The sequence below is a fragment of the Paenarthrobacter sp. MSM-2-10-13 genome, from assembly GCF_011605365.1.
Lineage (GTDB): Bacteria > Actinomycetota > Actinomycetes > Actinomycetales > Micrococcaceae > Arthrobacter.
Map to the genome: position 1 here is coordinate 35,123 of NZ_JAAOXO010000006.1, position 14,629 is coordinate 49,751.

9 protein-coding genes and 1 tRNA gene are annotated in these 14,629 nt (G+C 62.1%); 8 read left to right on the forward strand and 2 right to left on the reverse strand.

Annotated elements, in window-relative coordinates:
* The first annotated feature begins 2 nt into the window (after nt 1-2).
* From trpC to pyk, 7 genes are all read left to right on the forward strand, one after another.
* Nucleotides 3-821: an indole-3-glycerol phosphate synthase TrpC gene (trpC, locus tag HAV21_RS13220; RefSeq protein ID WP_347877649.1), complete on the forward strand. Its 819-nt coding sequence runs from the start codon at nt 3-5 to the stop codon at nt 819-821.
* 113 nt (nt 822-934) lie between these two features.
* On the forward strand, nt 935-2,311 hold the full coding sequence (gene trpB / locus HAV21_RS13225; protein WP_166842027.1) for a tryptophan synthase subunit beta: 1,377 nt from the start codon (nt 935-937) through the stop codon (nt 2,309-2,311).
* A complete protein-coding gene (gene trpA / locus HAV21_RS13230) occupies nt 2,311-3,123 on the forward strand; it encodes a tryptophan synthase subunit alpha (RefSeq protein ID WP_166842028.1) in 813 nt (270 codons plus the stop codon). The genes trpB and trpA overlap by 1 nt, the downstream gene beginning before the upstream one ends.
* Nucleotides 3,124-3,144: 21 nt before the next feature.
* On the forward strand, nt 3,145-4,299 hold the full coding sequence (gene lgt, locus HAV21_RS13235; RefSeq protein ID WP_166842029.1) for a prolipoprotein diacylglyceryl transferase: 1,155 nt from the start codon (nt 3,145-3,147) through the stop codon (nt 4,297-4,299).
* A gap of 259 nt (nt 4,300-4,558) precedes the next feature.
* Nucleotides 4,559-9,172, forward strand: coding sequence for a glutamate synthase large subunit (gene gltB / locus HAV21_RS13240; protein ID WP_142939416.1), 4,614 nt, complete (start codon nt 4,559-4,561; stop codon nt 9,170-9,172).
* Nucleotides 9,165-10,622 carry a glutamate synthase subunit beta gene (locus HAV21_RS13245; protein WP_166842030.1) on the forward strand — a complete coding sequence of 486 codons (1,458 nt, stop codon included), beginning with the start codon at nt 9,165-9,167 and terminating at the stop codon, nt 10,620-10,622. Before gltB ends, HAV21_RS13245 begins: the two co-directional genes overlap by 8 nt.
* A 54-nt stretch (nt 10,623-10,676) precedes the next feature.
* Entirely contained in the window at nt 10,677-12,170 is a 1,494-nt protein-coding gene (pyk, locus tag HAV21_RS13250) for a pyruvate kinase (RefSeq protein WP_166842031.1), read from the forward strand.
* A gap of 148 nt (nt 12,171-12,318) precedes the next feature.
* Here the strand turns inward: pyk and HAV21_RS13255 are convergent, their stop codons facing one another.
* Complete coding sequence (locus HAV21_RS13255; protein ID WP_011774540.1) at nt 12,319-12,924, reverse strand: response regulator; 606 nt, start codon at nt 12,922-12,924, stop codon at nt 12,319-12,321.
* Between the two features lie 188 nt (nt 12,925-13,112).
* Here HAV21_RS13255 and HAV21_RS13260 point away from each other — a divergent pair.
* Nucleotides 13,113-13,194 (forward strand) — tRNA-Leu (locus tag HAV21_RS13260).
* Between the two features lie 452 nt (nt 13,195-13,646).
* On the opposite strand, the gene HAV21_RS13265 is transcribed toward HAV21_RS13260, so the two are convergent.
* Nucleotides 13,647-14,567 (reverse strand): helix-turn-helix domain-containing protein, encoded by a 921-nt coding sequence (locus HAV21_RS13265; protein ID WP_166842032.1) that lies wholly within the window; start codon nt 14,565-14,567, stop codon nt 13,647-13,649.
* Nucleotides 14,568-14,629 lie beyond the last annotated feature (62 nt).

Here is a 14,629-nt window from a genome sequence, read left to right on the forward strand (position 1 = left end):
TCGTGACCGTTCTTGATGACATCATTGTTGGCGTCAAGGAGGACATGGAGGCCCGGCGTGGTCTCGTGTCCCTCGCGGAGCTGAAGGAGCGCGCCGCTAACGCTGCTCCGGCCCGTGATGCGTGGGCCGCCTTGGGTGGCCCGTCATCCATCCGCAACGACCTCAAAGTCATCGCCGAAATCAAGCGTCGCAGCCCTTCCAAAGGTGATCTCGCGTCCATCGCCGATCCTGCGTCGCTTGCGGCGCAGTATGCCGACGGCGGGGCTTCCGTGATCAGCGTCCTCACCGAACAGCGCCGCTTCGGCGGTTCCCTGGCGGACCTCGACGCCGTACGTGGCGCCGTCGAAACGCCGTTGCTGCGCAAGGACTTCACCGTTGACGAGTACCAGATCTGGGAAGCCCGTGCCCACGGTGCCGATCTCATCCTGTTGATCGTTGCGGCGCTGTCCGACTCGGAGCTTGCTGACTTCAGTGCTCTGAGCCACGAGCTCGGCATGAACGTCCTGGTGGAGACGCACACCGAAGAGGAAATTGAGCGAGCTGTCGCGGCGCAGGCCAAGATCATTGGCATCAATGTGCGCAACCTCAAAACGCTCGACGTCGACCGTTCCGTTTTCGGATCATTGGCCGGTTTGATTCCGGCTGAGTCCGTCATCGTGGCCGAATCCGGCGTCAGGGGTCCCGAGGACGTCTCTCATTACGCCGCGGGCGGCGCCAACGCCATCCTGGTGGGGGAGGCGCTGGTCAGCGACTCCACACCGCGCGAACGCATCACTGAATTCAAGGCAGCGGGAGCTGCCGCAATCGCCGTCAGGAACTGAGGCAGCACCTGAATCACGGCGAACAGTTGCAAGGCAGCCCGGGCATCAGCCTGCGGCTGCCTTGTGGCACGTGGAACTACCAAAGAACTAACTGGAACAGGACGGTGAGACTGATGGTCGACGCGCCAACAGCCGGCTCAGACGAGAATGCAGCGGATGCATTCCTCCAAGGTGGCCCTTCGCTGCGGAATGCATCGGGGCCCTACTTTGGCAGCTATGGCGGACGCTGGATGCCCGAGTCGCTCATCGCCGCCCTTGACGAAGTTCAGGACACCTTTGAGAAGGCCAAAGCTGATCCTGATTTCATCGCCCAGCTCAAGGACCTCAACAAGAACTACTCCGGCAGGCCGTCTTTGCTGACCGAGGCCAAGCGCTTCTCGGAGCACGCAGGCGGGGCGCGCATCTTCCTCAAACGCGAGGACCTCAACCACACCGGCTCCCACAAGATCAACAACGTCCTGGGCCAGGCACTGCTCGCAAAGCGGATGGGCAAGACCCGCGTCATCGCCGAGACCGGCGCAGGCCAGCACGGCGTGGCCAGCGCAACCGCCGCAGCACTGCTGGGCCTTGAGTGCGTGGTCTACATGGGTGCCGAGGATTGCCGCCGGCAGGCCTTGAACGTGGCGCGCATGCAGCTCCTGGGCGCCACAGTGGTTCCCGTGACCAACGGTTCGCAGACACTCAAGGACGCCATCAACGATGCCCTTCGGGATTGGGTCTCCAACGTGGAGCACACCCACTACCTGCTGGGTACCGCCGCCGGAGCGCATCCTTTCCCTGCCATGGTCCGCTACTTCCACGAAGTCATCGGTGAAGAGGCGCGCAGCCAGATCCTGGAGCAAACCGGGAAGCTTCCCGACGCCATCGCTGCATGTATCGGTGGAGGATCCAATGCAATAGGCCTCTTCCACGCATTCCTTGACGACGCATCAGTGAAGATCTACGGCTTTGAAGCCGGCGGCGAAGGAGTGGAGACAGGCCGCCACGCTGCAGCCATCTCGCTGGGCCGCCCGGGCGTACTTCACGGCGCCCGCTCGTACCTGATGCAGGATGAAGACGGTCAGACCATTGAGTCACACTCCATTTCTGCCGGGCTGGATTACCCGAGCGTCGGCCCGGAGCACTCCTACCTTGCAGACATCGGGCGTGTCACCTACGAGGCCGTGACGGACACCGAAGCCATGGATGCGTTCAGCCTCCTGTGCCGGACTGAAGGCATCATCCCGGCTATCGAGTCCTCCCACGCATTGGCCGGTGCCATCAAGATCGGCCAGCGTCTCACGGAGGGCAAGGAAAATCCCTCGGACGTGACAGTGATCGTGAACCTGTCCGGGCGTGGCGATAAGGATGTGGAGACTGCTGCCGCCTGGTTCAACATGTTGGACGAGGAAGGGCACGTCAAGGGCACCACACTGTCCACGCGGAAGCCTAAGGGGCCCACCGAGCGCACCAACGAAGCAGCCGTGGATGTCAACGAGGACCAGAACTGATGACTGAAGAATTCGCCAGCAAATCCGCCGCCGTCATTGACCGGGCCAAAGCAGAAGGCCGGGCCGCGTTGGTGGGGTACCTTCCCGCCGGCTACCCCACGGTCAAGGAGAGCATCGAGGCCGGCATAGCCTTGGCCCGGAACGGTGCTGACCTCATCGAAATCGGCATTCCGTACTCCGATCCCGTGATGGACGGTCCCGTGATCCAAGCCGCTACCACTGAAGCGATCTCCAACGGATTCCGCGTCGCAGACGTCTTTGACGTGGTTGCAGGCATTACTGCCGCCACCGATGCAGCAGTTTTGGTCATGACCTATTGGAACCCGGTCATGCGCATGGGCGTGGACGAGTTCGCCCGCCGCCTGGCCGAAGCCGGGGGAGCAGGGCTCATTACCCCTGACCTGGTTCCTGACGAGGCTCATGAGTGGATCGAAGCCTCCAACAAGTACGGCCTGGACAGGGTGTTCCTTGTGGCGCCCTCTTCCACTCCGGAGCGACTGGACATGACGGTCAAGGCAAGCCGTGGATTCGTCTACGCTGTCTCCATCATGGGCGTTACCGGAACACGAACCTCCGTCAGCAGTAGTGCAGAAAGCGTGGTGGCTCGTGCCCACGAGGCCGGCGCCGAGCGTGTTTGTGTCGGATTGGGCGTCTCCAACCCGGATCACGTGCGTGAAATCGCTGCCTATGCGGACGGGGTGATCGTCGGCACCGCTTTGGTGGCGGCCCTCCGCGACGGCGGCGTGGACGCCGTCGGACAACTCACCAAGAACCTCAGCGCCGGCCTGGGCCGCGCAGCTGCAGAAGCCTAGAAAAAGGAAACAGCGAAGCGAATGCAGACCGTCCTCCACGCTGCGGCAATGGTCCCCTTGAGTATCCCGAGCCCATCGTGGTCCGGTTTCGACATTCCGCTACCGTGGGGGACGTTGCGCATCCACGCATACGCCCTCTGCATCCTGGCGGGCATCATCGTTGGCTTGTGGCTGACCTCGGCACGTTGGAAGCGCCGCGGGGCGCCTGAGGGCAGTCTGTGGGACATCGCCATCTGGGCGATCCCCTTCGGCATTATCGGTGGCCGCCTCTACCATGTCTTCTCTTCCCCGGACGCTTACTTCGGGCCCGGGTTTGACGGCACAGGGGACCTCTCGCTGATTCCGCAGATCCAGCGGGGTGGTTTGGGCATTTGGGGTGCTGTGATCCTCGGTGCGGTAGGTGCATGGATCGGTTGCCGACGGGCAGGCGTTAAGTTGACGGCATTCCTGGATGCAGCAGCTCCGGGCCTGCTCCTGGCCCAGGCCATCGGACGCTTGGGAAACTGGTTCAACCAGGAACTTTTCGGCGCGCCCACTACGTTGCCGTGGGGACTGGAGATTGACCCCGCCAATGCCAACTTCCCGCCGGACATGGCTGCGGGCACTCTGTTCCACCCGACGTTCCTTTACGAGATGCTGTGGAACCTGGTGGGTGTCGCCATCCTTCTGCTGCTGGACAGGAAGTTCAATTTCCGGTGGGGTCGGCTCTTCTGGTTGTACGCCGTGTACTACACCTTGGGCCGCGTGTGGATTGAAGCGCTGCGCATTGACGATGCTGAGCAGATCAGCCTTTTCGGGATTACCACCAGGCTTAATGTGTGGACCAGCATCTTTGTCTTTATCGCCGCTCTGGCGGTCTTCTTCGTCCTGGGCCGTAAGGGCCGGCCGGTGCCCGATACACCTTATTTGCCGGGCCGCGAGCCCGAAAAAACGGCGGAAAAGGAGCCGGCTGCGGTGACCAGCGTCACCAGTCATGATGTGGACGCATCTGTCTCAGATACTGGTTCGCGTGGTAATCTCCCAGATAACCAAAGCGATCCGGGCCACGTTGACGAGCCGCAGGAATCAGCAGGGGAGGCGGGAAAGGACATCACGTCCGGCACCGGTTCCACGTCTGCTGCTACTGCCGCAAGGAAGGCCCCCGGATCCACGCCGAAGGCAGACGACACCAAGTAGTCGCGTTCGGTAAAGGGGCAACAGAGTCACCGCTCGTAGGGCCCAGTCCACAGCGTCGTGGCACCCCGGAAACCGGATCGCAGCATACCGATGTTCACTGGTCAAGCCGGGGCCAGAGGTCTGCGTAACTGTTCGTTGCGCTGGATCGGCTGGCCTACAATTCCAATTACTAGCGCTTTGTTGTGCCCGTCACAGGGCAGGCAAGGTGGGGCCAACGTTGTCCCTTCCATACGCACGATCTCGAGGAAGGACGTCTCCCATGACCCATCTTCATAACCCCGGTTGGTCCGAAAATATCGAACCTCAGGGTGCCATGTCTCCGTTCAAGCGCTTTGCCGCGCTCCCGGAGGCTCAGGGTCTTTACAACCCTGATAAGGAGAAGGACGCCTGCGGCCTGGCTATTATTGCCACGCTCCGCGGGGAACCGGGATACGACATCGTGGAAGCGGCGCTGACCGCCCTCCGCAATCTCGAACACCGCGGCGCCGTGGGCGCCGACGAAGGTACCGGCGACGGTGCGGGCTTGCTGATGCAGGTCCCGGACGAGTTCTTCCGGGCTGTCACCGAATTCGAACTGCCCTCACCGGGCCAGTATGTGGTGGGCACCGCCTTCCTTCCAGCTGAGTCCCGTGAAGCTGACAACGCCAAAGCCGGTATCGAAGCCCTCGCCGCTGATGAGGGGCTCACAGTCCTCGGATGGCGTGAGGTCCCGGTGGTTGCAGACCTGGTTGGCGCCATGGCGCGGGCCTGCATGCCGTACTTCTCGCAGCCGTTCTTCGCTTCGGCCACCGGTGAAAGCCTTGAGCCCAATGAACTGGACTCCCGTGCCTGGCGTATCCGAAAGCGCGCCCAGAACAAGTTCGGTGTCTACTTCCCGTCGCTGTCCTCGCGCACCATTGTGTACAAGGGCATGCTGACCACCGCACAGCTGGAGCCGTTCTACCCGGACCTTTCGGACAAGCGGTTCAAGACGAAGCTTGCGATCGTCCACTCACGCTTCTCCACCAACACGTTCCCGTCCTGGCCGTTGGCGCAGCCGTTCCGCACCATCGCCCACAACGGTGAGATCAACACGGTCAAGGGCAACCGCAACTGGATGCGTGCCCGCCAGTCGCAGTTGGCCAGCCCCCTGCTGGGTTCGGTGCCCGAGGAGCTTTACCCGATTTGTACCCCGGGCGCCTCGGACTCTGCTTCCTTCGATGAGGTGGCCGAGCTCCTCTGGCTCTCCGGCCGTCCGATCACGCACTCGATCATGATGATGATCCCGGAGGCATGGGAGAACCACGCCACCATGGATCCCGCGCGCCGTGCGTTCTACGAGTACCACTCCCTGCTCATGGAGCCGTGGGACGGTCCTGCCGCTGTGTCCTTCACCGACGGCAGCCTCGTTGGCGCAACACTGGACCGCAATGGCCTGCGCCCGGGACGGTACTGGATCACCGAAGACGGCCTCATCATCTTCGCTTCCGAAGTTGGTGTCATTGAGGTTGAGCCTTCCAACGTGGTCAAGAAGGGCCGCGTAGCCCCGGGCAAGATGTTCCTGGTGGACACCGAAGCCGGACGCATCATTGACGACACCGAGGTCAAGGCTGAAATTGCCGGGGCCAACCCCTGGGCTGATTGGCTCAAGGACAACCTGATCGACATCAACGAGCTTCCCGAGCGTGAGCACGTGGTCCACACGGCCGCTTCGGTGAACATCCGTCAGCGGACCTTTGGCTACACCACCGAAGAGTTGAAGATCCTGCTCGGACCTATGTCCCGCACCGGCGCCGAGCCCTTGGGTGCCATGGGCTCGGACACCCCGGTGGCTGTGCTCTCCAAGCGCCCGCGCCTGTTGTTCGACTACTTCGTGCAGTCCTTCGCCCAGGTCACCAACCCGCCGCTGGATGCTATCCGCGAAGAGCTGGTCACCTCGCTGAAATGTGCCATTGGTCCCAACGGCAACCTCCTGGATGGCAAGCAGGTCCGACAGCCGCAGATCTCGCTGCCGTTCCCGGTGATCAACAACGATCAGCTTGCCAAGATCGCGAACATCGAAACCCCCGACGGCGATCGCATCGCCATGAAGGTTCGTGGCCTTTACCGCCCCGAGGGTGGAGAAGCGGCACTGCGTGCACGTCTGACGGAGATCTGCGAACAGGTTTCCGGCGCGATCAACCGCGGCGTGCAGTACGTTGTGCTGTCCGACCGTGACTCGAACGCGCAATGGGCCCCGATTCCTTCGCTCCTGCTGGTCAGCGCCGTTCACCACCACCTGCTCCGCAGTGCGAACCGCACCAAGACCGCCCTGGTGGTTGAGGCCGGAGACGTTCGCGAGACACACCATGTGGCAGTTCTCATCGGTTACGGCGCATCCGCCGTCAACCCTTACTTGGCCATGGAATCGGTGGAGCAGCTGATCTCCAACGGTGACGTCACAGGCGTCACCGCCGAAGACGGTGTCTACAACCTCATCAAGGGCCTGGGCAAGGGCGTCTTGAAGATCATGTCCAAGATGGGCATTTCCACTGTGGCTTCCTACACTGGCGCCCAGACCTTTGAAGCACTGGGCCTGTCCCAGGAACTCGTGGACGAATTCTTCTCAGGTACGCACTCCCAGCTGGGCGGCGTCGGCCTGGATGTCATCGCAGCCGAAGTTTCGGCACGTCACCAGATGGCGTACCCCGAAGGTGGCATCGAGCACCCGCACCAGCCGCTGCTTGGCGGCGGCGAGTACCAGTGGCGCCGCGACGGCGAACCGCACCTCTTCAACCCGGAGACGGTTTTCCGCCTGCAGCACGCCACCCGCGAACGCCGCTACGACATCTTCAAGTCCTACACCAAGGGCATTGACGATCAGTCCGAGAACCTGATGACCCTCCGCGGGCTCCTCAAGTTCAAGGACGGTGTCCGTCCGGCAGTTCCGCTGGAGGAAGTGGAGCCTGTCTCCAGCATCGTCAAGCGTTTCTCCACGGGTGCCATGAGCTATGGCTCCATCTCGCAGGAAGCCCACGAGACACTTGCCATCGCCATGAACCGTTTGGGTGGCAAGTCCAACACGGGCGAGGGTGGCGAGGACGTTGATCGCCTGCTGGATCCTGAGCGCCGCTCGGCCATCAAGCAGATTGCCTCTGGTCGCTTCGGCGTCACCAGCTTGTACCTGACCAACGCCGAGGACATCCAGATCAAGATGGCCCAGGGCGCAAAGCCCGGCGAAGGCGGCCAGCTGATGGCGCAGAAGGTCTACCCCTGGGTAGCCCGGACACGTCACTCCACTCCCGGCGTAGGACTCATTTCGCCGCCCCCGCACCACGACATCTACTCGATCGAAGACCTCGCGCAGCTCATCTACGATGCCAAGCGCGCCAACCCTTCGGCCCGTGTTCACGTCAAGCTGGTTTCGGAAGTCGGGATCGGCACGGTGGCGTCCGGCGTCACCAAGGCGAAGGCCGACGTCGTGCTTGTTTCAGGTCACGACGGCGGTACCGGTGCCTCGCCGCTGAACTCGCTCAAGCACGCGGGCGTGCCGTGGGAACTTGGCCTCGCCGAGACCCAGCAGACCTTGATGCTCAACGGTCTCCGTGACCGCGTGGTGGTTCAGGTTGACGGTCAGCTCAAGACCGGCCGCGACGTTGTCATTGCCGCCCTGCTGGGTGGCGAAGAGTACGGCTTCGCGACTGCTCCGTTGGTGGTTTCGGGCTGCATCATGATGCGCGTCTGCCACCTGGATACCTGTCCTGTTGGTGTTGCCACGCAGAACCCCGAGCTTCGCTCCCGGTTCAACGGCAAGCCCGAGTTCGTGGTCAACTTCTTCGAATTCCTCGCAGAAGAAGTCCGCGAAATCCTTGCCGAGCTCGGTTTCCGCAGCCTGGAAGAGGCCATTGGCCACGCCGAGGTCCTGGATACCCGCGAAGCGATCAACCACTGGAAGGCCGAAGGGCTGGACCTGGACCCCATCCTGCACGGGTTGGAGTTCGACGACGACGTGCCGCTGCGCAACATGACCGGCCAGAACCACGAGCTGGACAAGCACTTCGACCAGCGGCTGATCACCATGGCCCAGGAAGCGCTCAGCGACCGCATGCCCGTCAAGATCACCCTGGACGTCATCAACACGGACCGTTCCGTGGGAACGATGCTCGGCCACGTGGTGACCAAGACCTTCGGCATCGATGTCCTGGCGACCGACACCATCGACGTCACGCTCAACGGCACCGCAGGCCAGTCACTCGGAGCGTTCCTCCCCGCGGGCATTACCCTGCGTATGTTCGGCGATTCCAACGACTACGTTGGCAAGGGTCTCTCCGGCGGCCGAATCATCGTCCGCCCGGACCGCACCAACGTGTTCCAGGCAGAGCGGAATGTCATTGCCGGCAACGTCATAGGTTACGGCGCTACCAGCGGTGAAATGTTCCTGCGGGGCCAGGTGGGTGAACGCTTCCTGGTGCGTAACTCCGGTGCCACCGCCGTCGTCGAAGGCATTGGCGATCACGGTTGCGAATACATGACCGGTGGCCAGACGCTGATTATCGGCCGCACGGGCCGTAACTTCGGTGCCGGCATGTCCGGTGGAACCGCCTACGTGCTGGACCTGCAGCCTGAGCGCGTCAACAAGATGGCCCTCGATACCGGTGAACTTCAGCTCCTGGAGCTCGATGCCGAGGACCGCGACATTGTCCATGGTCTGCTCACCAAGCACCTTGAAGAAACCGAATCCGTCCTGGCCGGCCGTCTGCTCGAAAACTTCGACGACACCGCCGCCCGCATCACCAAAGTGCTGCCGCGCGATTACGCCGCAGTCCTGCAAACCCGTCTTGACGCCATCGAAGAGGGCCTTGACCCCGATGGCGAAGAAGTATGGTCTCGAATCCTGGAGGTAACCGGTGGCTGATCCACGCGGATTTCTGAAAGTCCGGCAGCGCGAGACGCAGCCACGCCGTCCCGTTCCCGTCCGCATCATGGACTGGAAAGAAGTGTACGAAGCCCAGGAAAAGGGCGTCCTGAAGAGCCAGGCCGGCCGCTGCATGGACTGCGGTGTTCCGTTCTGCCACCAGGGCTGCCCGCTGGGTAACCTCATTCCCGAGTGGAACGACCTCGTGTGGCGGGACAAGGGTGAAGAAGCGATTGAGCGCCTTCACGCCACCAACAACTTCCCGGAGTTCACCGGCCGCCTGTGCCCTGCACCCTGCGAAGCGTCCTGTGTGCTGGGCATCAACCAGCCTGCCGTGACCATCAAGCAGGTTGAGGTCTCCATCATCGACCAAGCCTTCGATAACGACTGGGTCCAGCCCCTTCCGCCGACTCGCCTCACCGGCAAGACGGTGGCTGTGGTGGGTTCCGGCCCTGCAGGCCTGGCTGTGGCGCAGCAGCTGACCCGTGTGGGCCACACCGTTGCTGTGTACGAACGCGACGACAAGATTGGCGGCTTGCTCCGCTACGGCATCCCCGACTTCAAGATGGAGAAGGAACAGGTTGACCGCCGCCTTGAGCAGATGAAGGCCGAAGGCACCCGCTTCCGGACCGGCGTTGCCGTTGGTACGGATGTCACGTGGGAGCAGCTGCGCCGCCGGTATGACGCCGTGGTGGTCGCAACCGGGGCCACCGTCCCGCGCGACCTCCCCATCCCGGGCCGCGACCTCGACGGCGTGCACTTCGCCATGGACTACCTGGTCCCTTCGAACCGTATGGTGGCGGGGGAGAGCCCCGAAAACCACATCGACGCCCGTGGCAAGCACGTTGTCATCCTGGGTGGTGGCGATACCGGTGCTGACTGCATCGGCACCGCACACCGCCACCAGGCAGCATCGGTGACCACGCTCGCCATCGGCCAGCAGCCGCCTGCCGAACGAGCCGCCCACCAACCGTGGCCGACATTCCCCACACTGTTCGAGGTCGCCAGCGCCCACGAAGAAGGTGGAGAGCGTACCTACCTTGCATCAACCGTTGAGTTCGTTGGCGAAAACGGCAAACTCACCGGCGTCAAAGTTGCTGAAACCGAGTTTGTGGACGGCAAGCGCCTGCCCAAAGCCGGTACAGAACGCATCATTCCAGCTGACCTTGTGTTCTTGAGCCTGGGCTTTACCGGTGCTGAGCCGGCAGGTATCACCGAGCAGGTCAGCGCAGAGTTCGACAGTCGGGGCAACGTTGCCCGCGACGGCTACTACATGACGAACACCGAGGGAGTGTTTGTTGCCGGCGATGCCGGACGTGGCCAGTCACTGATTGTGTGGGCCATTGCGGAAGGCCGTGCTTGCGCGGCCGCAGTGGACAGGTTCCTGATGGGAAGCACCATTCTCCCGGCACCGGTCGCCCCCACCGACCGGGCGATAGCGGTCTTATAGCGCCGGCAGGAACACTTCTTTTACTCAATCAGCATGACTACTTAGGGTAGGTATATGAGACGCGCGAAAATTGTGGCAACTTTCGGCCCGGCTATCTCCAGCTTCGAGAACACCCTCGCGGTGCTGGAGGCCGGCGTCGACGTTGCTCGCATGAACATGAGCCACGGCGACTACTCCGTGCACGACAACACCTACGAGAACGTCCGCAAGGCTGCGGCACGGCTGGGCAAGCCGGTGGCCATCATGGCTGACCTCCAGGGACCCAAGATCCGCCTGGGCCGCTTTGTCGACGGCCCCCACGAACTGGCTGTTGGCGATACCTTCACCATCACCACCGAGGACGTCCCCGGTACCAAGGACATCTGCTCCACCACGCTCAAGAGCCTCACCGAGGACGTCAACGTAGGCGATGCCCTGCTCATTGACGACGGCAAGGTGGCACTGCGTGCCATCGAGGTTGACGACGTGAAGGTTGTTGCCACCGTGACGGTTGGCGGCAAGGTTTCCAACAACAAGGGCATCAACCTGCCCGGTGTAGCCGTCAACGTCCCCGCCTTGAGCGAAAAGGACGAGGACGACCTCCGTTGGGCCCTCAAGCGCGGCGCAGACCTGATCGCCCTCTCGTTCGTCCGTGATGCCTCAGACATCAAGCGCGTTCACGAGATCATGGACGAAGAAGGCCGCCGCGTGCCGGTGATCGCCAAGATCGAAAAGCCACAGGCAGTAGAGCAGCTCCACGAAATCATCGACGCGTTCGATGCCATCATGGTTGCCCGTGGCGACCTCGGCGTCGAGCTGCCGCTCGAAGAGGTCCCGATCGTCCAGAAGCGCGCCATCGAACTGGCACGCCGCTGGGCCAAGCCGGTCATCGTGGCCACCCAGGTCCTCGAATCCATGATCGACAACCCGCGCCCGACCCGCGCCGAGGCTTCCGACTGCGCCAACGCAGTTCTCGACGGCGCCGACGCAGTCATGCTCTCCGGCGAAACCTCCGTGGGCCAGTACCCCATTGAGACCGTCAAGGTCATGGCGCGGATCATCGAATCCACCGAGGTCCACGGTCTTGAGCGCGTCCCCCCGCTGGGCACCAAGCCCAAGACCCGCGGTGGCGCCATCACCCGTGCCGCCGTCGAAATCGCCGACCAGCTGGACGCCAAGTACATCTGTACTTTCACCCAGTCCGGCGACTCGGCACGACGCCTCTCGCGCTTGCGCCCCGTCAAGCCGGTCTTCGCGTTCACACCCGTTGAGCACGTCTGGAACCAGCTGGCCCTCACTTGGGGCATCCAGCCGGTCCTGGTGCCCTCCGTGGGCCACACCGACGAGATGACCGCACAGGTGGACAAGAGCCTGCTGGAAATGGACCTCGTGGACGAAGGCGACCTGGTTGTCATCGCTGCCGGTTCCCCTCCAGGACAGGCCGGTTCCACCAACTCGCTGAAGGTCCACAAGGTAGGCGACCTCGCCGACACCTCCAAGACCGACGACGGCTCCCGCAAGGAACCCGTTGGCCCCTGGCCTGAAAAGAAGTCCAAGACCAAGGCGTAGTCTTCCGGTCTTAAGTGAATGCGGGCCCCGCCTTTTGGTGGGGCCCGCATTTTTTTGTTTCTCGGTGACTACCACTGCTTGTGGCGAGTACGACGGCGGCCGCCCACCTCGGGTGAGGTGAGCGGCCGCCGTCGTGCGTTGCTTTGTGTTAGTTGACCTGGTTGATGATGGTTTCGGCAACCTCACGCATGCTGAGGCGACGGTCCATGGAAGTCTTCTGGATCCAGCGGAAAGCTTCCGGCTCCGTCAAGCCCATCTTGGTGGTCAGGAGGCTCTTGGCGCGCTCTACAAGCTTGCGCGTAGCGAACTGCTCCTGGAGGTCGGAAACCTCGTTCTCAAGCGCCTTGATCTCCTCATGGCGGGACAGTGCGATCTCGATGGCCGGGATCAGGTCCGCGGGGGAGAACGGCTTGACGACGTACGCCATGGCGCCGGCGTCGCGTGCGCGCTCCACCAGTTCCTTCTGGCTGAAGGCAGTCAGAAGGACAACAGGTGCAATGCGTGCCTTGACGATCTTCTCAGCAGCCGAAATACCGTCCATGACAGGCATCTTGACGTCCATGAGGACAAGGTCCGGCTTCAATTCCTCGGCCAGCTGCACCGCTTTCTCGCCATTGTCTGCCTCGCCGACGACGTCGTACCCCTCGCCCTTCAAAATCTCGATAATGTCCAGGCGGATGAGGGTCTCATCCTCGGCAACGACAACGCGTCGGGCCGGCTGGGCTGTGGACGTGGACTCCGTCTGTTCGGTCACGGGATCTCCTTGAAAAGGTTCGGCGGGTTCATGTCCATCTTAGTGTGGACTCTTTGATGGCTGGTTTTGTTGCATCGGCGTGCCCGGTTCTTTGAATCAGCCTATCTGCATGTATAGTAATTTCGCGTGCTGGGAAAGGATCGCGTTGCTCACAGAGATGAGAGCAGCTACCTTCCCCGCATATCCGCGCCCGAGTGGCGGAATTGGCAGACGCGCTGCACTCAAAATGCAGTATCGAAAGGTGTGTGGGTTCGAGTCCCACCTCGGGCACGGCATACCCCCTCGTCAGAGGGGGCTTTTGCTTTAATGTGTGTACATTCTGGTTGGTCAGGTCCCTCTGACACTGGCCGCGGGGTGTGCCTGGCGCCGCGGGTCACCTGTGAACTTGTGGGGGAGCGGGTTCAGGGTCGTGGCTGGTTGGCCCTCCGCTGGCTCTGCACTGGGGTTATTCGTTCCCTTCTTGGTGCGTCCGGTCGGTCCTGGTTGGCCTACACCTCCTTATGGGTAGGGAGAGTGAGTGCGACATGATGCCGAGAAACTGCGTAGATAACGTCTGGCTTCGGCATATTCTTGGCGTGAGAAGACCGGGCTGGCCGATGCTTTGTCAGGCCAAACTAAGTGTGGACGCTGTCCAGACTTAAATCTCCTTTATCAGGGCTGCTTGCATCCATGGGCTTTCTTTCCCTCGGCTTACGTCTGCTCATGCATGTGAGTGGCCCTCGCTACATGACGCGCTGCCTGAACTGCCGTGGCGTCTCACCAACTTCCCTGAGGAACTGCCGGTTGAAGTTGGAAAGGTTGCTGAAGCCCACCTCGTAGCAAATGTCCGAGACCGGTTTCTCGCTGCGTTCCAGCAGGCGCCGTGCGTGAGCCAGTCGCAGTTTCCGAACCAGGTCCGTGAAGTTCTGCCCGGTGGCTCGTTTGAAGTATTTGGAGAATGTGGGCTCGGCCATACCCACCATGGCTGCTGCTTCTGCCATGGCGACGCTGCCGGCATGGTTGGTGAAGACGTACTCGAGAACGATGTCCACGACTGCTTCTGCTTGGCCGTCCAATTGAGGTCGGAACCATTCATCGGCGAGGTATTTACGATCATGCTCCGGCGCCCGGGAAAGCGTGGCAAACAATGCCAGCAGGTGATGCAGACGCTCCAATCCGGTGGAGGTGCCCATGGCTTCTATGGAGTCGGCTGCCACTTGTGCCGTCTGGCCAAAGAATTCGATGCCCCGGGCGGACTGTTCCAACAACGGCCTTACTTCAGCCAGTTCAGGCATGAGAACGGCTGCCTGCTCCACCCACTTCCCGTCGAACTGGATCACGGCATCGCGATTATGAAGCAGTTCCCCTGGTTCGAGATCGCTGACCCAATCATGGGGGAGCCCGGACCCAATCAGGGAGACGTGCCCGGCTTCGAAGGTGCCGATATGGTCACCGACGATGAATTTTCCCGATCCTTCTCGGATGAGGTGGATTTCGTACTCGGGGTGATAATTCCAGCGAGCTACCGGGCTGGGGTAGTCATGCTGGTGCCAACGGACCGAATGGTTCGGATCTTCGGGGATCACTTCGCGGTTGGCGCGCATCCCAATAAGCCGCTGGGCCAGCCGCGCCGCAGCGCCGTCGCCCGGAGGGGTGGAACTCATGGGGGCCTCCGATGGGAGAGGGAAAATAAGTATCAGTATGCGTCATCAAGGACGCTAGTTGT

Excerpts from the sequence above, each read along its gene's own strand:
- lgt (WP_166842029.1), top strand. The coding sequence starts at position 3,145 with ATGCAGACCGTCCTCCACGCTGCGGCAATGGTCCCCTTGAGTATCCCG.
- pyk (WP_166842031.1), top strand. The coding sequence starts at position 10,677 with ATGAGACGCGCGAAAATTGTGGCAACTTTCGGCCCGGCTATCTCCAGC.
- gltB (WP_142939416.1), top strand. The coding sequence starts at position 4,559 with ATGACCCATCTTCATAACCCCGGTTGGTCCGAAAATATCGAACCTCAG.
- trpB (WP_166842027.1), top strand. The coding sequence starts at position 935 with ATGGTCGACGCGCCAACAGCCGGCTCAGACGAGAATGCAGCGGATGCA.
- HAV21_RS13265 (WP_166842032.1), bottom strand. The coding sequence starts at position 14,567 with ATGAGTTCCACCCCTCCGGGCGACGGCGCTGCGGCGCGGCTGGCCCAG.
- trpA (WP_166842028.1), top strand. The coding sequence starts at position 2,311 with ATGACTGAAGAATTCGCCAGCAAATCCGCCGCCGTCATTGACCGGGCC.